Annotated in this window: 15 protein-coding genes; 10 read left to right on the top strand and 5 right to left on the bottom strand. The window is 57.8% G+C overall.

Annotation, left to right across the window (positions count from 1 at the left end; genetic code table 11):
• Position 1: 1 nt before the first annotated feature.
• Entirely contained in the window at positions 2-1,387 is a 1,386-nt protein-coding gene (gene ppnN, locus KTN04_RS02635; RefSeq protein ID WP_254262325.1) for a nucleotide 5'-monophosphate nucleosidase PpnN, read from the bottom strand.
• Between the two features lie 217 nt (positions 1,388-1,604).
• Between ppnN and KTN04_RS02640 the strand changes: the two genes are divergently transcribed.
• The 4 genes from KTN04_RS02640 (at position 1,605) to KTN04_RS02655 (ending at position 7,469) form a co-directional block, all read left to right on the top strand.
• Positions 1,605-2,993 (top strand): PhoH family protein, encoded by a 1,389-nt coding sequence (locus KTN04_RS02640; RefSeq protein WP_217333651.1) that lies wholly within the window; start codon positions 1,605-1,607, stop codon positions 2,991-2,993.
• Positions 2,994-3,319: 326 nt separating this feature from the next.
• A complete protein-coding gene (gene mqo, locus KTN04_RS02645; protein ID WP_256449042.1) occupies positions 3,320-4,837 on the top strand; it encodes a malate dehydrogenase (quinone) in 1,518 nt (505 codons plus the stop codon).
• A gap of 103 nt (positions 4,838-4,940) precedes the next feature.
• Complete coding sequence (gene yidD / locus KTN04_RS02650; protein WP_254262326.1) at positions 4,941-5,207, top strand: membrane protein insertion efficiency factor YidD; 267 nt, start codon at positions 4,941-4,943, stop codon at positions 5,205-5,207.
• A 54-nt stretch (positions 5,208-5,261) separates the two neighbouring features.
• The gene (locus KTN04_RS02655; RefSeq protein WP_217333653.1) at positions 5,262-7,469 is read left to right on the top strand and encodes a sodium:solute symporter family protein; all 2,208 of its coding nucleotides are present in this window, start codon (positions 5,262-5,264) and stop codon (positions 7,467-7,469) included.
• Here the strand turns inward: KTN04_RS02655 and KTN04_RS02660 are convergent.
• Positions 7,466-8,278, bottom strand: coding sequence for a mechanosensitive ion channel family protein (locus KTN04_RS02660; protein WP_217333654.1), 813 nt, complete (start codon positions 8,276-8,278; stop codon positions 7,466-7,468). The genes KTN04_RS02655 and KTN04_RS02660 overlap by 4 nt on opposite strands.
• Before the next feature lie 129 nt (positions 8,279-8,407).
• Here KTN04_RS02660 and KTN04_RS02665 point away from each other — a divergent pair, with 129 nt between their 5' ends.
• Both KTN04_RS02665 and KTN04_RS02670 read left to right on the top strand, forming a co-directional pair.
• Positions 8,408-8,980: a TIGR04211 family SH3 domain-containing protein gene (locus KTN04_RS02665; RefSeq protein ID WP_217333655.1), complete on the top strand. Its 573-nt coding sequence runs from the start codon at positions 8,408-8,410 to the stop codon at positions 8,978-8,980.
• A 145-nt stretch (positions 8,981-9,125) separates the two neighbouring features.
• Positions 9,126-9,275, top strand: a complete 150-nt coding sequence (locus tag KTN04_RS02670; RefSeq protein ID WP_217333656.1) for a hypothetical protein — start codon at positions 9,126-9,128, stop codon at positions 9,273-9,275.
• On the opposite strand, the gene KTN04_RS02675 is transcribed toward KTN04_RS02670, so the two are convergent.
• Both KTN04_RS02675 and KTN04_RS02680 read right to left on the bottom strand, forming a co-directional pair.
• Positions 9,272-9,487, bottom strand: coding sequence for a hypothetical protein (locus KTN04_RS02675; RefSeq protein ID WP_217333657.1), 216 nt, complete (start codon positions 9,485-9,487; stop codon positions 9,272-9,274). The two genes, KTN04_RS02670 and KTN04_RS02675, sit on opposite strands and share 4 nt — an antisense overlap.
• Before the next feature lie 12 nt (positions 9,488-9,499).
• Positions 9,500-11,953: an EAL domain-containing protein gene (locus tag KTN04_RS02680; RefSeq protein ID WP_328515952.1), complete on the bottom strand. Its 2,454-nt coding sequence runs from the start codon at positions 11,951-11,953 to the stop codon at positions 9,500-9,502.
• Positions 11,954-12,169: 216 nt separating this feature from the next.
• On the opposite strand from KTN04_RS02680, the gene ptsP reads away from it, so the two are divergent.
• The 4 genes from ptsP to KTN04_RS02700 all read left to right on the top strand — a co-directional run bounded on the left by ptsP (position 12,170) and on the right by KTN04_RS02700 (position 17,745).
• Positions 12,170-14,467, top strand: a complete 2,298-nt coding sequence (ptsP, locus tag KTN04_RS02685) for a phosphoenolpyruvate--protein phosphotransferase (RefSeq protein WP_217333659.1) — start codon at positions 12,170-12,172, stop codon at positions 14,465-14,467.
• A gap of 485 nt (positions 14,468-14,952) precedes the next feature.
• Positions 14,953-15,189, top strand: coding sequence for a hypothetical protein (locus tag KTN04_RS02690; protein ID WP_217333660.1), 237 nt, complete (start codon positions 14,953-14,955; stop codon positions 15,187-15,189).
• A complete protein-coding gene (locus tag KTN04_RS02695) occupies positions 15,173-17,185 on the top strand; it encodes a flavohemoglobin expression-modulating QEGLA motif protein (RefSeq protein ID WP_217333661.1) in 2,013 nt (670 codons plus the stop codon). The genes KTN04_RS02690 and KTN04_RS02695 overlap by 17 nt, the downstream gene beginning before the upstream one ends.
• Positions 17,186-17,199: 14 nt before the next feature.
• On the top strand, positions 17,200-17,745 hold the full coding sequence (locus KTN04_RS02700; protein WP_217333662.1) for a mechanosensitive ion channel domain-containing protein: 546 nt from the start codon (positions 17,200-17,202) through the stop codon (positions 17,743-17,745).
• Here KTN04_RS02700 and KTN04_RS02705 read toward each other — a convergent pair.
• Positions 17,742-18,581, bottom strand: coding sequence for a class II glutamine amidotransferase (locus tag KTN04_RS02705; protein WP_217333663.1), 840 nt, complete (start codon positions 18,579-18,581; stop codon positions 17,742-17,744). The genes KTN04_RS02700 and KTN04_RS02705 overlap by 4 nt on opposite strands.
• Between the last annotated feature and the right edge of the window lie 3 nt (positions 18,582-18,584).

Below are 18,584 nucleotides of genomic sequence, written 5' to 3' on the forward strand. Positions count from 1 at the left end.
CTCATGACGCCCGGCCGGCCCTAGCCAGGCGGAAACAGGGCTCATACTCCTCGTGGTTGATTTTCATCCGCCGCTGGCTTACGAAGGACTCCAGCAGCTGATCCAGCGCATCAATCACTTCAGGCTCGCCATGCAACTCGAAAGGCCCATGCTCTTCGATGGCGCGTATGCCCGGCTCCTTGACGTTGCCAGCCACGATGCCGGACAGCGCACACCGCAACTGGGCCGCCAGCACATGATCCGGCTGATTGCGTGACAGACAGAGATTGCGCATGGCGGCATGCGTCGGCTCAAAGGTCTGCTGCAGCGCCAGCGGAATACGCAGCTGCCAGTTGAAGTGATAGGCCTCCCCTGTCGCCTTGCGGTGCGCCGTCACTTCCGCCAAACCATCACGCATGCATTCGGCCACGGCGTGCGGGTCATCCACGATGATCTCATAGCACTGTGTGGCCCGCTCACCCAGTGTTGTGCGAATGAAACGGTCAACGGTTTCAAAATACGCTTCACTGCCGGCCGGACCGGTAAAGATCAGCGGGAACGGCTGGGCCCGATTCGATTCCTGCAGCAAAATGCCCAGGATATACAGAATTTCCTCTGCCGTGCCTACACCGCCCGGAAAGACAATAAAACCATGTCCCAGGCGCACGAAAGCCTCCAGACGGCGCTCGATGTCCGGCATGATAATCAGCTCATTGACGATCGGATTGGGCGATTCGGCGGCAATAATGCCCGGCTCGGAAATACCCACGTAGCGGGCGCGCTCCACACGCTGCTTGGCATGGGCAATGGTGGCACCTTTCATCGGGCCCTTCATGGCCCCCGGCCCGCAACCGGTACAGATATTCATGCCGCGCAGCCCCATCTCGTAACCGACGCGCTTGGTGTATTCGTATTCTGCATGGCTGATCGAGTGGCCACCCCAGCACACCACCATATTGGGCTTGACGTGGGGCTGCAGGGCGTTGGCGTGACGCAACAGGTTGAACACCTGATTGGTAATGCTGGCCGAAGGGTCCAGCCCTTCGCAGCAGCCATCGACCTTGTCGGCCACGTACAACAAGTCACGCAGCACGGCAAACAGGTGCTCGTGAATACCCTGAATCAGCTCGCCGTCGACAAAAGCGGCCGCCGGCGCATTGATCAGGTCCAGCTGTACGCCGCGGTGTTTCTGGCTGATCTGAACATCAAATTCGCGGAAGCGGTTCAGCACCATGCGGGTGCTGTCCATTTCACTGCCGCAGTTCAGTACCGCCAGTGCACACTGGCGAAACAGTGAATACAGGCCGCCCTGCGTCTTGTCCTGCAGGCGGGCCACTTCGTAGGGGGAAAGAACGTCGAGATTGTCCAGCGGTGTAACACTGGATGTAATGTAATGCTCGGTCATCATACTGACCTCCTTGTTCGCTACTGCTGTCACGCGCCGCATACCTGCGCGTGTCCATTAACTATGAACGCTCACGTGGAGATTTACTACTGTTCCGTGTCCGTTCGGTTACACCCCTTACTGAAAAACCGGGAGCATCAGGGGTTGTCATATCGCATTGTAATTGCACCCACCTTGAATTAGTTTGAAAGCATACACTGACGTACAAGGAAGCCTGCCGATGTCTGCATCCAAACTGTATATCCTCGATACCAATGTGCTGTTGCATGACCCCAAGTGTCTGTTTCAGTTCAAGGAACAGGACATTACCATCCCTATGACGGTGCTGGAGGAGCTCGACTCGATCAAGGACCGAAAGCAGACCGTCGCGGCCGAGGCACGACACGCTATTCGAGCCATCGACAACATTTTGTCCACGGCCAGCAACCCCGGACAAATCACCAAAGGTGTCCGCATTTTGCTGGAGGGCAAGGAGCGCGAACACAAGCTGGGCAAGCTGTCCATTTTCCCCGACCATGAACTGACAACACGTCAGGGCTTCCTGCCGGACGAGAGCAACAAGGACAACCGCATCATCAACTGTGCCCTGCACCTGCAGGCCACCTTTCCGCATCGCCAGATCATTCTGGTGACCAAGGACATCAACATGCGCCTCAAGGCGCTGGGCGCCGGTCTGCAGCGGGTGGAAGACTACCGTACCGATCAGCTGGTCTCCGACATCGAGATGCTGCCTGCCGGGCACCACCATCTGGACCACCCGTTTTGGGAAGGCGTGGACAAGGTGGACAGTTTCCAGCGCGACGGCCGCACCTACCATAAGGTGGATCGCAGCCTGCTGCCGGACACTTACCCCAACGAGTTCATTTTCGATGACAGCCGCGATTTTGCGGCCCGAACCCACAGCGTTGACGAAACCTCGGTCACCCTGCTGGACCTGGGGTACGAACACCTGATGGATCAGGTATGCTGGGGCATTCAGCCCATCAATCTGCAGCAGGCCTTTGCCATGCAGTCACTGATGGACCCGGAGATCGACCTCAGCATCCTGCTCGGTGCCGCCGGTTCCGGCAAGACCCTCATCGCCCTGGCCTGTGCTCTGGAAATGGTGATTGAAGAGCAGCGTTTCAACAAGATCATCGTGACACGCTCGACACCGCCGGTGGCCGAGGATATCGGCTTTCTGCCCGGCACCGAAGAAGAAAAGATGACGCCCTGGATGAGCTCCATCAACGACAACTTGGAAGCCATGCACGAACAGGACGAACGCCCGCAGAGCAGCGTCAAGTACGCTTTGGAAAAGGCCAACATCCAGTTCAAGTCGTTGAACTTCATCCGCGGCCGCAGCATCCAGAATGCCATCGTGCTCATAGACGAAGCCCAGAACCTGACCCCACAGCAGCTGAAAACCATCATCACCCGTTGCGGCAAGGGCACCAAGATGGTCTGCCTGGGCAACTTGGCCCAGATCGACTCCAACTACCTGACCCCGCTGACCTCGGGCCTGACCTATATCGTCGAGCGTTTCCGCAATTTCGAAGGTTCCGCCAGCGTCCACTTTGAAGGCATCTTCCGTTCCCGTCTGGCCGAGTACGCCGAAGAACACCTCTGATCCCCCCCTCAGCAGTGGGCATTCGCCCACTGCAACACACCTTTTCCCATCTGCAGACCAAAGTCTAAAAATACAGTCAAAACCCATAACGGCGCGGGTTACAGCCTGATGACAGTACCTGCCTGTACGACTTTGTCGACACTTCGAGTTTTATTCTATGAACAGTTGAATATAATGCACCGCACCAAAGTATTAAGCGTAAATAATCCAACAATCTGTCGCGCACATCACCCAATCGGGGGATATCAGCGGCAGTGAGACGCGGAAGTCCTGACGGGCAGGGCCCGGGGCGTGCCACAAGCCACCTTCCATCGTCTTCAACCCCATTGTTTACGACCAAATGGCGAACTCATATGACCACTAAAACTGTAGATGTGCTGCTAGTCGGTGCCGGCGCCATGAGTACCACCCTCGGGATGATACTCAAGCAGCTGGATCCGAGCCTGAAGATCTGTATGGTCGAACGTCTTGACCATGTTGCCCGTGAAAGTACCGATGGCTGGAACAATGCCGGTACCGGCCATGCTGCCTACTGTGAACTCAACTACACGCCGGAACAGGCGGATGGCAGCATCAACACTACCAAAGCGTTCGCGATCAACACGTCCTTTGAAGTCAGCCTCCAGTTCTGGTCTTACCTCGTTGAACAGGGCAACCTGCCCTCGCCTCAGGAATTCATCAACCCGACCCCACACTCCAGTTTCGTATGGGGCGAGAAGAACGTTGAGTTTCTGCGCAAGCGTTATAAGGCGCTGAGCCAGCATCACTGCTTCAAGGACATGGAGTACAGCGAAGATCACGACACCCTGCGTGAGTGGATGCCGCTGGTCATGAAGGACCGTTCGCCGTCCGACAAGGTTGCCGGTACCCGTGTACGTTACGGTTCCGACGTCAACTTCGGTGCGCTGGCTCGCCTGATGGTGATGAACCTGGAACAGCAGGAGAATTTCGACCTGCTGCTGAGCCGCGTCGTCGACGGTCTGCGCCAGCAGGAAGACGGCAGCTGGAAAGTGCGCGTGAAAAACACCCAGAAAGGCGGCAGCGAGATCATTCACTCACGCTTCGTGTTCCTGGGTGCCGGCGGTGGCGCCCTGCCACTGCTGCAGCAGTCAGGCATCCCGGAAGGCCAGGGCTACGGCGGTTTCCCTGTCAGCGGTATGTGGCTGGTCTGCAAACGCCCCGAAATCATCGAGCAGCACATGGCCAAGGTGTACGGCATGGCACCGATCGGTGCGCCACCGATGTCGGTGCCGCATCTCGATACCCGCGTCATCGATGGCAAGAAGGCACTGCTGTTCGGACCCTTTGCCGGCTTCACGACCAAGTTCCTCAAGCAGGGCTCGTTCATGGATCTGCCGTGCAGCGTTCGCATGGGCAACCTGAAACCGATGCTGTCTGTCGCCAAGAACAACATGGATCTAACCCGCTACCTGATCAGCGAAGTGATGCAGTCGCACACTTCACGCGTAGACTCACTGCGTAATTTCTTCCCGGACGCAAAGGATGAAGATTGGGAGTTGTCCTACGCCGGTCAGCGTGTACAAATTATCAAGCCGGGCACCGAAACGGCCGGCAAGCTGGAGTTCGGTACCGAGGTCATTACCTCCAGAGATGGCACCCTGGCCGCTCTCCTGGGGGCTTCTCCGGGGGCTTCTACAGCGGTCAGTGCCATGCTGAGCATCGTCGAACGCTGTTTTGAAGACCGTCTTGCCGAAGACAGCTGGCAAGAGAAAATCCGCGAACTGGTACCGTCCTATGGTCAGAGTCTGACTGACGATGCCGATCTGCTCAACCGTGTGCGTGCACGCACGCTGTCGGTTCTGCAGCTGGACCGCCAGTCCTGATCCTGTATACGGGCCTCAGCCGGGGCCCGTTTCCCTCCCGCCACTGGCCAAGCGCAATGCCGAAGGCTATCATCGGTCACAGATGGTTCAAGGGAGTATCATCATGATCCACCGCCTGCTGATGCGTATCCTCATCCTGCTGGTTCGCGCCTATCAGCTTGCCATCAGCCCGTTTCTGGGCAACAACTGCCGCTTTTACCCCAGTTGCTCCGGCTACATGATTGAAGCACTGCAGACGCATGGCATTCTCAAAGGCCTTTACCTGGGCACACGTCGCATCCTGCGCTGCCACCCTTATTCCGATGGCGGCATCGACCCGGTGCCCCCGCCAAAGCACCGCTGCCCCCATCATGAGCGCACCGATGCCTGACGTTTTAACGCTACACTGTACCAATACCGACTTTCGCCCCTGTGAGGTTTACTGATGTTCTCCCCTCTGAGTGTTCTGCTGCTCATTGTTGTCTACACCGGTCTACTGTTCGCACTGGCACAATGGGGCGAACACCGCACACGGCGCGGGCGTCCGATCAACTCCGCCACCATCTACGCACTATCACTGTGTGTCTACTTCACGACCTGGACATTCTACGGCAGCGTGGGCTTTGCAACCCGCTCCGGCCTGCTGTATCTGGGTATCTACGCCGGTGCCTTTCTATCACTGTTCTTCTGGCACCTGACCCTGAGGCGAATGATTGCGGTCAAGGAAACCTTTCACATCACCAGCATAGCCGACCTGATTTCGACTCGTTACCGGCGCTCACAGCGCATTGCGGCACTGGTCACACTGATTGCCCTGTTCGGCCTGCTGCCTTACATCAGCCTCCAGCTGGAAGCGGTTATACGCTCATTGAGGCTGATTACCCATGAGGGCGCTAGCCACATTCACTGGAGCTCATCCGGCATTCTGATCACGCTGCTGATGACAGCCTTCACCATCGTCTTCGGCGTACGCCGTCTTGATCCAACCGAGCGCCACCAAGGCATGATTCTGGCGCTGGTAGCAGAATGCGTAATCAAGCTGATTATTTTACTCGTTATCGGTTTGTTCATCACCTACCAGTTCTTTGACGGACCGGTCGACATTTATCAGCAGATCAAACAGAACCGTCTCGACCACCTGCTGGGCAGCGGCGGCGAAGATGCGGGCATACAGTGGCTGACATTGATAGTACTGAGCTTTGTCGGGGTGCAGCTGCTGCCGCGCCAGTTCCACGTCGGGGTCGTCGAGAACGTATCACCCACTCATCTGGGGCGTGCGTTATGGCTGTTCCCGCTGTATGCGGTGCTGATCGTATTGTTTGTAATCCCCGTTGCTGCGGCCGGACTGATGCTCGGCCTGCCCGAGCAGTCGGCCGATTTTTTCATGTTGCTGGTGCCACAGGCGCTGGGGCAGCCCTACCTGGCCCTGCTGTCGTTCTTGGGCGGCTTTGCCGCTGCCAGTGGCATGGTCATCATCACCACCATGACCCTGGCGACCATGGTTTCCAACCACCTACTGCTGCCGGTGTGCGAGAAGTTCAGCCAGTTGGCCTGGATGCGCACCTGGCTGCTGCAGGTACGCTGGATTCTGGTGGCCGCCATTCTGTTCGGCAGTCTGTTGCTGGCACGGGTACTCACGGATACCTACATGCTGGTTGCGGTCGGCATGATCTCCTTTGTCGCGGCACTGCAGTTTGCACCGGTCACCTTCATCGGCTTGTTCTGGAACCGCGGCAACAGCATGGGCGCCATGCTGGGGCTGATGGCCGGCTTTGCGCTTTGGGGCTGGACCCTGATTATCCCTGCCTGGGTTGAAGAAGGCTGGCTACCCGTCAGCCTTCTGCTGGAAGGGCCACTGGGCATCAGCTGGCTACGCCCCGAAGCACTGTTCGGCATGGACCTGCCATCCGTTCCGCATGCCGTTTTCTGGTCACTGCTGTTCAATACCCTCTTTTACCTGATGGGGTCCTGGTTATACCAACCCCAAAAGCATGAGCGCACACTGACGACCGAGTTTCTGTACACCACCCGCACCCTGCGCACTCAGGAAAAAGCTCGCCCAACCGGTCTCAACGCCTATATCGAGCTGGCACCGAAGCTGGTCGAGGCCGAACAGCTGTTGAGGCGCTATCTGGGCGACGAAAAGGCACAACACAGCGTCAACCGTATCGCGGAAGATCTGCAGGTCTATGACAAGAGCCACATCTCGGTCGTGGAACTGATGGAGTTCCATCGCATGCTGGAACAGATACTGGCCGGTGCCATCGGGGCCGCAAGTGCCCATACGGCGATCGAGGAAAACATCCGTTATACTGACCGGGAGCGTTCTGACCTGACGGCGCTGTACAGCCATATCGTCAATGAGCTTCAGGGGTCATATCGTTTTCATCCCGACAAGGCACACGAGCCACAGAGTCGTGGCTTTGAAATGCTGGATGACCTTCAGGATCAACTGGAACATCTGCAGCTCAAGCTGGATCAGCAGAACAACGAAATGGAACAGCTGGAAGCCAAGCTGGAGCGTCAATACCAGGAGATCTTTGACTATCGGGTAGAAGCACAGCGCCTGCGTCATGAAAACGAGGCGCTGCGTCAGCAGCTGTTGAGCGAGGGGCAAATCGACCCCTCGCCACTGCCACGAAGCCCGAGTTAAGCGTCTGAAGAGGTGTCGCGGTGCAGGTGCACGTCCATCTGCGGGAAAGGGATACTGATACCCTGACGGTCAAACTCCAGCTTGACCTTCTCGGTAGTATCCCACAGCACCGGCCAGTAGTCGGATGTCTTGACCCAGGGACGTACGTTGAAGTTGACGCTGCTGTCCGCCAGTGCCGCCACGTTGACCACCGGAGCCGGGTCTTTAAGCACGCGCTCGTCCTGCTCCAGGATATCCACCAGAATCTGCTTGGCCTTCAGCAGATCATCACCATAACCGATGCCGAATACCATATCCACGCGGCGTGTTGCACGCTTGGAATAGTTGATGATGCTGTCATTATAGATCTTGCCGTTGGGCAGAATGATTTCACGGTTGTCACCGGTGCGAAAAATGGAATTGAAGATGGTGATGTGCTCGACAATGCCACTGACGCCACCGGCTTCGACAAAGTCACCCTCACGAAACGGACGAAACACAATCAACATCACGCCAGCCGCAAAGTTTTTCAATGAATCCTGCAGTGACAAGCCAATGGCCAGACCCGCAGCACCGATCAGTGCAATCAGCGAGGTAGTATCAACACCCAGCTCACCCAGTGCGGCCACTACCACAAACAGCAGCAGAACCGCATGCGCAATGGAGCTGATAAAGTTGATCAGCATGGTGTCCATTTTGGTCTTGCGCAGAATGCGTCCCAGCAGGTTGATCAGTAGTTTGACTACCCAGCGACCCACGATAAAAATCGCAGCCGCCATGGCAATATTGATCACCCATGGCAGGATGTACTCCTGAGAGAAAGATTCCATGTAAACTCCCTTGAAGGCTTCAGAAAAGGTCATCGATTAGGCTGCCATTCATATTCAGGACAGCTCCTAAACGATAAAGTGTTTGTAGTGTAAAATCATGTATTTGTTGCTTCAGCCGTTGGAAACGCCATGAAAAAGATTGTTCTGTTTACCGCCCTGCTTGGCCTGTCGGCACCGGCATGGGCCGAGCGCGGCCACATTGCCGATGATGCCCATGTGTTCTTTCACAGCGGACCAAGCAATCAGTACCGAATCATCGGCCGCGTCAACAGCGGTGAACCCATCGAGATACTGAGCCGCAATGACAATACCGAATATGTACAGATTCGTACCGAAAGTGGTCGTACCGGCTGGCTGCCGGGCACTCTCGTAGGTGCAGGCGACAGCAAGCTGATTGAGCTGCCCAAACTGGAAAGCGCGCTGGAAGAGAGCCGTACCACGATTACCGAACAGGCCGATACCATTGAGCGACTCAACAGCAGCCTGCAGCAGCTGCAGCGTGAAAGCAGTACCTATACCGACCAGATTCGCTCCCTGAAAACCGAGATACGTGACCTGCAGTCCCAGATTGCCCACATGGATCAAAGCAACCTGATGCGCTGGCTGACCTATGGTGGCCTGGTCGCGTTCGGCGGTGTCATTCTGGGCTTGATCGTGCCTTACCTGCCGCGCAAGCGTAAGCGTCGCGATGACTGGTTTTAACGTTGTGGGGGCAGCTGCAACTTGACAGCCGCGTGGAATTAGCGCAAAACATGATCAGAGGCTGAGCCGAATCGGGCAGGCTGACGTAAAGGGAGTCAGTGGCGGGATCCGGGCTCCCACCTGTAACTTAACAGGAGATTATCCCATGTTGGACATCTTATTGGCTGTTACCCTGTTGACGGCATCCACGCTGGCAGCCGGCATATTGATGCTGTACGCAACACGCACCAGCCGCAGTGACGCCGAGCCCATCAGAGTTCGTGTGGATTCACATCACCCGCGCCGTCGGCGCTAGGCACCGGCCGGTTCACTGCCGCCAATCCGGGGCGGCAGTGGTTCTAACTCGCCATAGCCCTCCTGCATGGCCCAGTATCGACGTCCCTGCTCGACACGAATCACCCCATCAAAACGGTTGCGCAAATAATCGACCGCTTCTTCAAGCGTCTCAATATCACAAAGAATGACGCCCCCGCGCTCATTGTCCGTGGCAAAAATATAACTTTTCAAAGCGTACTCCCGTTACAGCGGTGATATGGCTTTCTTACCGGCAGCATATGCAGCAGCCCACTGCAGCAGCTCATCAGCGGGCATGGGTCTAGCAACATGATAGCCTTGCGCCTGATCACAGCCAAGCCGCTGCAATGCCATCAGATCATCAGTCGTTTCTACCCCCTCAGCCACTACCTCCAGCTGCATGGCGTGACTCATGTCTACAATGGCACGTACCAGCTGCCCTCCGGTTCCTGATGAGTCCACCCCGGTAATGAAACTGCGATCAATCTTGAGGATATCCAGCGACATGTTACGGATATAGCTCAGACTGGAAAAGCCGGTGCCGAAATCATCAATCGCGATGCGAACACCTTGTCGACGCAACTTGACCAGCGCCTGCTCAGTCGTATCAGCACTTTGCATGAAGCAGGTTTCCGTCAATTCAACCACAAATGACTCGGGACTCAATCCCTCACGGCTCAACACGGCTTGTACTCGCTCGGCCACATCACCCCGCTGAAACTCCCGTGCCGACACATTAACCGCCAGCTTGAGCGAAACGCCCTGATCACGCCAATCAACTGCATCACGCACCGAGCGCTCAAGCCCCCATTGCCCGATGGCATCGATCAGGCCAGCATCCTCAGCGACCGGAATGAAAGTCCCGGGAGACACAACACCCAGCTCGGGATGCTCCCAGCGCAACAGTGCTTCCACTCCGATCAGGCGCTGATCGTGAACATCAATCTGCGGCTGGTATACCATGTGGAACTCGTTACGTTCCAGAGCCTGCTGTAGATAACCCGCCAAGCGATAGCGGCTGAGTGCCGCCTGGTGCTGTTCGGGCGAAAAAAAACAGATCGTGTTACGGCCTTGCTCCTTTGAATGATGCAGGGCAATCTCTGCCGCGCGAATCAGCGCCTCTGCCGACTCGGCATCATCAGGCGCCACAGCCACGCCAATGCTGGCCATCAGCCTGACCTCTTCACCTGCCAGCCAGAACGGCACGGCAAGTGACTGGCTCAAACTGTCCAGATAACGGGACAGGGCTTCGGGGTCCGTCTGCTCACTGAGTATGATGTAAAACTCGTCTCCGGCCGGACGGGCAGCCGTCCCCTGCTGCACCAGCGTCGACTCGATACGTTCTGCCACTTGGTGCAGCAACTGATCACCGCCGCGGTGGCCGAAACGGTCATTGATCTGCTTGAACAGGTCAAGGTCGATCGCGAGCAGCGCCAGTCGCTGGCCATTTTCATGACAATAAGCATGCGCTAACTGTAACCGGTCTTCGAACAGGCGTCGGTTGGCCAGCCCGGTCACACTGTCAAACCAGGATAGCTGCTCGACCCGTGCCTCCGATCGTTTCATTTCCGTCAGGTCATGAAAAATGGCGGCATACTGTGTCACCTCATCACGCTCATTGCGGATAGCCGTAATACTGAGCCATTCAGGATAGACCTGGCCGTCCTTGCGGCGATTCCAGATCTCTCCCTGCCACTGCCCCTCCTCACCCAGGCGCTGCCAAAGGCTATGGTAAAAGTCTGCACCATGGCGTCCGGAGCTAAGCATGCTGGGGTTGCGCCCCAGCGCTTCCTCTGACGAATAGCCCGTAATACTGGTGAACGCTCGGTTAACACTTTGGATACGCCCCCGCGTGTCGGTAATGACCACACCTTCATGGGACGCGTTGATGACCTGTTCGATCAGCCGCAGGTCATGCCGAGACTGACGCAGGTCCTGCCCACGCTCATCCAACATGCCCCTGAGACGGTGGACATAGCTCTGCTCGAGGCTGCGCAGAATGTCATGATAGGAGGCCAGGCCCACAACCTCCCCTTCATCATTGGTCACACCAATATGACGGAAACCCCGATCATGCAGAAAATGGCGTGCCTGATGCAGGTGACTGGTGCCACTGAGTGACACCACTGTTGCCAGCGGCAAGTCCGCCAGCGGCAGATCCAACCGAATACCGCTGGACAGAAATCGGATGGCATCGGTTTCGGTCAGAATTCGCCACTGCCGGTCCGTCCCCACCAGAGCTGCCGAGTGACCCGCTTGCTGCATACGCTCAAGAGCGGCCTGCAGGGATTGTTCAGTTCCCAGCCGAATCAGATCAAAACTGGCCACTTCGCACAGCGGTTTCAGATCAAGGTCGTGCTCCAGCCCTTGGCTGTTGACAATATCGGTCTGACTGATAATGCCGAGACAACGGTCATTCTGGCCGTATACCAATGCGTGCATAAGATTGCGGCTGAGCATCTCCAGCCCCAGAGTATCAATATCCGTACCCGCCTGAACCCTGAGGACCGGTAGCAACATGGCCTCCGTCACCGGGCTGCTGCCGCCGCGCTCCAGTATGAACTGCATCGCACGACGCCGAGTGATCAATCCCTGCTGCTTACCCTGATGCTCAACCAGCACCGAGCCCACATGATATTCTGCCATGCAGACGACGACCTGCTGGAGCGCATCGCCCAGAGCGACAGCTACCAGATTCGGCTGGCAGATATCGGCAACATCCATCGTGACTGAGTGAAACTGAAGCGTATTCATCGCGTCAGATTACCACAGCCTCGACAAAGCGCTGAAGAATTGATATCGCCACAGCGATCTTTTACCGAAACGGGGCATTGCCCTGTTAAACTGCCTGTGCAAGCATCCAAGCCAAGTCAGACTGAAACCGGAACAGCCGTCATGCAACAACCCTCCCTGAACGCCCTCACATCCATTGTCGAGCAGATAGCCCGCACCGGTGACCCGCGTACTGTCATGACCAACATTGTCCAGCGTCTGCGTGACCTGATCCGTGTAGAAGTCTGCAGCCTGTATCTTTGCACCCCGGATCATCAGCATCTGATTCTGGCTGCAACCGAGGGGTTGTCGCCACAAGCGGTGGGCAAAGCCAAACTCAAACTGGACGAAGGCCTGGTCGGGCATATCGCCGCGTCCTTGAGCACGCTCAACCTGGGGGATGCACCCGAGGATGATCGTTTTGTCTTCATACCTGAAACCCACGAGATGCCTTACCATCGCTTTCTGGGCGTGCCCCTGATCCACCTGCGCAAGCTGGTCGGTGTGCTGGTCATTCAGGGACGGGAGCGGGAGCCCTTCTCGCAGGAAACCGAGGCCTTCTTGATCACCGTTGCATCACAGTTAGCCGGCACCCTGTCTCACCTGCAGAGCCAGGGCGGCTGGTATGAAAAGCGTCACGCCCGGGCCCGCTACAGGCGCTTTCCCGGCCTGAAGGGCGCTCCGGGGCTGGGCTTGGGCAAGTTGTGGCTGGTGCGCCCCCACCTGTCGCTGGATCAGGTGCGCGCCGCATGCACCGCAGCCCCCGAAGCAGATCGTGCTGCCATTCGCGATGCCATTGCAGCCGTCAGCGAAGAGCTGGAATCCGGCTCAGGCCACCTTGGACAGCATCTCCCGGGGGATGTAAGTGCGCTGTTCAACGTCTATCAGATGATGCTGCAAAGCCCTGAATTGAGCGACCAGATTCTGGCGCGTATCGATGCCGGCGACAATGCCCCCTGGGCCCTGAAACAGACCATCGGCAATATGGCCGAACAGTTCCGGCAGGCGGATGACCCCTACCTGAAGGCACGTGCCGAAGACATCTGCAATATCGGACAGCGTATTCTTAACCAACTGCTGTCACGGGAACGCCCCTCCGTGGAAGCGCCCGATGAAGCCCTGATTTTGGCCGGAGAGCTGATCAGCATTGCCGATCTGGCCGAATTCCCGCTGGAACGCATTCACGGCATCATCTGCACTCAGGGTTCAACGCTGTCGCATACGGCGATTCTCGCCAATGCGCTGGGCATACCGGCCGTCATGGGGGTAGAGAATTTTCAGCCCGACCAACACAAGGGCGCGGCACTGATTGCAGATGGTCACCGGGGCGAGTGTGTACTCAACCCGCCCCCGGCACTGCTGGCAGAGTACCGCCGCATGATTGATGAGGAACAGCGTTTCATGCAGGGGCTGGAGCGCCTGCGCGACCAGCCGGCGGTCACTCGGGACGGTTTTCAGGTACGTTTGCTGACCAATACCGGTCTGCTGGCCGACGCCACACCGGGGCTGCAGCGCGGTGCAGAGGGGGTAGGCTTATACCGTTCTGAAATCCCCTTCATGATTCACGACAGTTTCCCCACCGAGCAGGAGCAGCTGACACTGTACCGCAAGGTACTGGCCGCCTACGCCCCGCGCCCGGTCAGCATGCGCACGCTGGATATCGGCGGCGACAAACAGCTGCCTTACTTTGACATCAGCGAGAGCAACCCCTACCTCGGCTGGCGCGGCATCCGCTTTACTCTGGACAATGCGCAATTGCTGATCAGTCAGATTCGCGCCATGCTCCGGGCCGATATCGGCAACGGCAACCTCAAGTTGCTGGTACCCATGGTGAGCCGAGTCGATGAAATTCAGAGTTTTCGCCGCTACGTGGAAAAGGCCGTCGAATCACTACAGCGAGAGGGTACAGAGGTACGCATGCCGGATATCGGCATGATGATCGAAGTGCCCTCGGCCATGCTGTTGTTGCCTCGCCTGGCACCCTTTATCGACTTTGTCTCCATCGGTTCCAACGACCTGACCCAGTACCTGTTGGCCGTGGACCGCAACAATCCGCGCGTATCCGCACTGTTCGATCACCTCAACCCGGCCGTGCTGGTAGCGCTGGAGCAGATCCGGCAGCAGTGTGACGCTCTATCACTGCCGGTGTCCCTGTGTGGCGAAATGGCATCCGACCCGGCCGCCGTGCTGCTGCTCACAGCCATGGGGTATGACTGCCTGAGCCTGAGCGCTTACAACATTCCGCGCATCAAGCTACTGTTGCGCTCTGTCGATCGCACCGATCTGCTCCCCCTGCTGGAGCAGACCCGCCGATGTAACAGTGAAACGGAAGTACGCGAACTGGTGGCACCGCTGCTGAAGCAGGCGGGCTGGGGGCAAGAAAAAGGCCCCTGGATGGAGGAGCCGGTCTCGGAGACCTGACGGGCTGGGAGTTCGCTGTTAATACGCGTTATCGTGAGACCATAGGCCTACAGCGTATACACCCGAACCTCGATACCTTGACCCGGCACCTGCTCGACTGGACGATTGAGCCATGCCACACCCACACGCCCGGTGAAGCCTGCGTTGTGCGAGGAATACCATCGAACATGTGCACATGTCTTCCTTGGCAGGGCCATGCTATCAAGCGCAGTGCCGTCACCATGCCCATGTTGTGACCGGCATACTCATACAGCCCACGGCAGTATGAAAAAAGCGCACTATACTGCCGGACATGGATGAAAAAATTACGCTTTGGCGCGTCTAATAATGCTTGCCGCGCGGACAATTATGGCGTCCAATGCGCGCTCTTGCCCCAAGCTGCTCATGCCTGAGCATCGGCACCTTTCCGTTGTGACGACCAAACACCGACAGCCACCATCAGGGGTTTTTCCGATCGCTCGCCACCTGTCCGCAGGAGAACCATGATGAAAATCTGCTTTCTGATGTATACCCAGGAACAGGTCAAGCCCAATAACGACACCAGCCTATGCCTGATGCATGAAGCGGCTTTGCAAGGCAATGCCGTCACCGGTTCGGCCAACCTCTCCCTCCACAACAATATCAGCAACGCGCTCTGTCGCCCCCTTACCACGAGACTCAAAAGGGTTAAACAGGACAAGAACGCCGTTCGTAAGGTAATTGAAAATGCAAATGCTGTCTGAAGCGGCCATTCTAACACTGATCGAAAACCGCCAGCCGATCAATGCCCGCCTGCGTGGCAGTGGGCTGCAGCTGCGTGTGGATGAATATGTGCCACTGGTCTGTACCGTGCTCCACGCCGGCACCGAGCTGCGGCCAACGTTCGAGCAGCGCCTACAGCTTGCCCCACGGACCCGAAGCCAACTGGAGTCCGTCGGCACCGATGCGCTGGTCGAGCTGTTGCCGATAACCCTGACCACTGCTACATCCCGACTGGCTTGTGACCTTAACTTCCCGCTGACCAAGTGCCTGCGCCGACGCATCAATAATCGCGGCCTGTGGCAGCGCCCGCCCACGAAGGCCATGCAGCAGCTGTCCCAGCGCGAGCACCAGCGCTTCTATCATCTGCTGGACGCCCTGCTGGATGCACTGGAGGCCGATCACGGCCATTGTTTGCTGATCGATCTGCACGGCGGCGCGCCCGGCTCGGACGAAGTGGCGGCCGGTGAGCCGAAGACGGACGCGACTCCCGGACTCTTTCATCTGATCGACACCCAGGTGCGCATGCCGGACGGCGAGGCCGTTATCGGCTGCCTGAATCAACAGCTGCAGGCGCTGGAATTGCCACATATAGAGGCCAGTATCAGCCGAGGTGAAGCGCCGGAAACCGGGGATTACTTGAGCGCTCACGTCAATACACGGCATGAACAGACATTAACCATGCCGATTCAAATACAGCCCGTGTTCCGTGATGACAAGGGACAGCTCTATCCAGTCATGACTGATGCCCTACAGCATGGCCTGCACACCAGCCTGTATGAAGCGGCAGCCACTCTGGCCCGCCAGTTGAGCAACCGCCGAGTAAGCGGCCACGACCTCATGCCCAGCCAGATGCCGGCAGAGGTATTACGCCTTGACCAGGCGCTAAAGAAGCTGGCCCGCGGCCTCGAAACCCTGTTGTATATCAACCCGATCAACATCAGCCGTGAAGAGCGCCGTTTCCTGCGCAATAAGGGCCGTACAGCTCCCGATTTCAGCTATCGTCAGCTGCGTATTGACCCCTTCGCCCACCGTGAAAAGCTCTATCGTCTGCCGGTGGATCGCATTCGAGAACCGGCATTGCGCCAACTGTATCGGGACGTGATCGATACCCTGGCTGCGCGTATCGACCTGCTGGTTAGCATCGGCACGGACCGGTTTCTGTATAACTCGCTACGCTACTATGGCGAGCCCACACCCGAGGATCTTGCCAACGCCCACTTTTTGCTGCATGCAGCGGACCGGCCTGAAGAGCAAAACGGCCCGCGCTATCGATCAGAGGAAATGGTGCCGTTTTTCGAGCAGAAAGCGCGTGACTGGGGACTTGAATGCAAGGTTGAGCTGTCCGACCGGTTGCTGGCACAGGCCATGGTCAATAACGGTCGCAAGGCATTGATGGTCCGCCGCAGCAGTCAAGCCAGCGAGTCCGAAATGCACGCCCTGGCCCATCACGAGCTGGGCGTTCACATGGTGACATCGCTCAACGCTGCCGCCCAGCCGCTGAAGGTTTTCACCCTGGGCCTACCGGGCAATACCCATGCACAGGAGGGGTTGGCCATTCTCAGTGAGTACCTGTGCGGCCACCTGACTTTAAAGCGCCTCAAAACCCTTGCCCTGAGAGTCGTCGCCGTTGATCAGATGCTGCGACACAATGACTTTTGCCGTACCTGGCGCATGCTGGTAGAGGACCACCAATGCAGTGAGGAGGAAGCCTTCAAAATCACGGCCCGAGTACATCGCGGCGGCGGTTTTACCAAAGACCACCTGTACCTGAGCGGTTTCAGCCAGGCCTTGAAACTCTGGCGCAGCGACGATATCAAGGGGCTTTACGTTGGCAAGACCGGGTTCAGCAGTCTGCCGCTGATCAATGAGCTGATCGCACGCGGTCTGGTTGAGGCACCGGAGCGTCTGCCTGACAGTCTCATCAACCCGCAGACCTGCAGTGCCGAAATTGCTTACCTGGTAAACTGCATTCGCTGAAAAGGAGGCTATGCATGTGGGAAACCCAACTGATTCTGACAACCGCCGCGGTTACGGCACTGTTCGTTGCCCGCTGGATCAGCAGTCGCCTGCTGGACCGGGTCGGCCTGCAGAAGCAGGTGGCCAACCGACGCCTGCTGGTGGTCAAGCGCTTCTTCGGCCTGCTGCAGCTGGTCATTACCGTGATGCTGATCTGCATCATCTGGGGCGTTGACTACGCCGAGTTGATGATTCTGTTCTCGTCAGCCTTTGCGGTCATCGGGGTTGCCCTGTTTGCCCAGTGGTCCATCCTGAGCAACATTACCGGCAGCATCATCATTTTTTTTGCGTTCCCCTATCGCATTGGCGACCGGATCAAGGTGCTCGACAAGGACGATGACATTACCGGTACCATCACGGAGATCGGCCTGTTCCACCTGCACATCCGTTGTGACAATGGCGAAGTGATCCACTACCCCAACAACCTGATCCTGCAGAAAGCGGTCAGGCGCCTGGATGCTGCACCCAAGACCGAGACTGAAGGCGTGCTCGGCGCAGACTCTCCGCCTCCCCGGGCCTAACCCTCAAGCTCCTGGGCCGTTTCATGCCAGAGCACTAGGCGGGGGCAGCTTTCCAGCAGTACTCCGTCCTTGAACATCAGCACTTCGCCCTCAGGCAGTGGCTGCCAGTCACGCTCGTCCAGGGGCACGCTGGCCAGCATGGCGGTCGGCTGATGCGGCCTCGCTTCCAGCTCCAGCCCTTCAATACCCGCCGTATCGCTGCCATCGCATTGCAACAGATACAGTCCCGGCGTGCGAGTCTCGCCATTGTTCTGGCGGCGGCGATGACTGTGTGCAAACAGCAACTCACCATCGGTATAGAGAAAGTTGGCCGTCCCCAGCTGACGCAGACGCGCGGCAAAGTCAGCCACGATCGCCAGCCGGACATCCTCGGCCGGCCGCCCTTCCTGCCACACTGCGGCCATGCGTGCCATGAGTACGCAGAAGGCGCGTTCAGAGTCGGTCTCGCCCACCGGGCGGTAATGCCCGGTCGCAAAGCGCTTGGGGTTGTGAATGAAGCTGTTCAGGTTGCCATTGTGTGCGAACACATGGGTCACGCCACCGGCCTCACGCTGAAACGGCTGGGTGTTGCGCAGCGCCACTTCACCTTGGGTCGCGTGGCGAATATGGCCGACAAACAGCGTTGACGGCCGGTGACGTTCGGTCAACCAATGAGCGGTCTCGCTGTGAGCACAAGCCGCTGCCTCACGGATCAGCTGAGCATCGCCCTGCTCGTACCAGGCCAGTCCCCAGCCGTCGCCATGCGGCCCTTCCTCGCCTCCATGGCGCGCAAACCGCGCCAGCGATAATGACAGATGCAACGGCTGTGCCGTGGTAATCGCCAGCAACTCACACATGGA

The sequence above is a fragment of the Marinobacterium weihaiense genome (genome assembly GCF_019061305.1).
Classification (GTDB): domain Bacteria; phylum Pseudomonadota; class Gammaproteobacteria; order Pseudomonadales; family Balneatricaceae; genus Marinobacterium; species Marinobacterium weihaiense.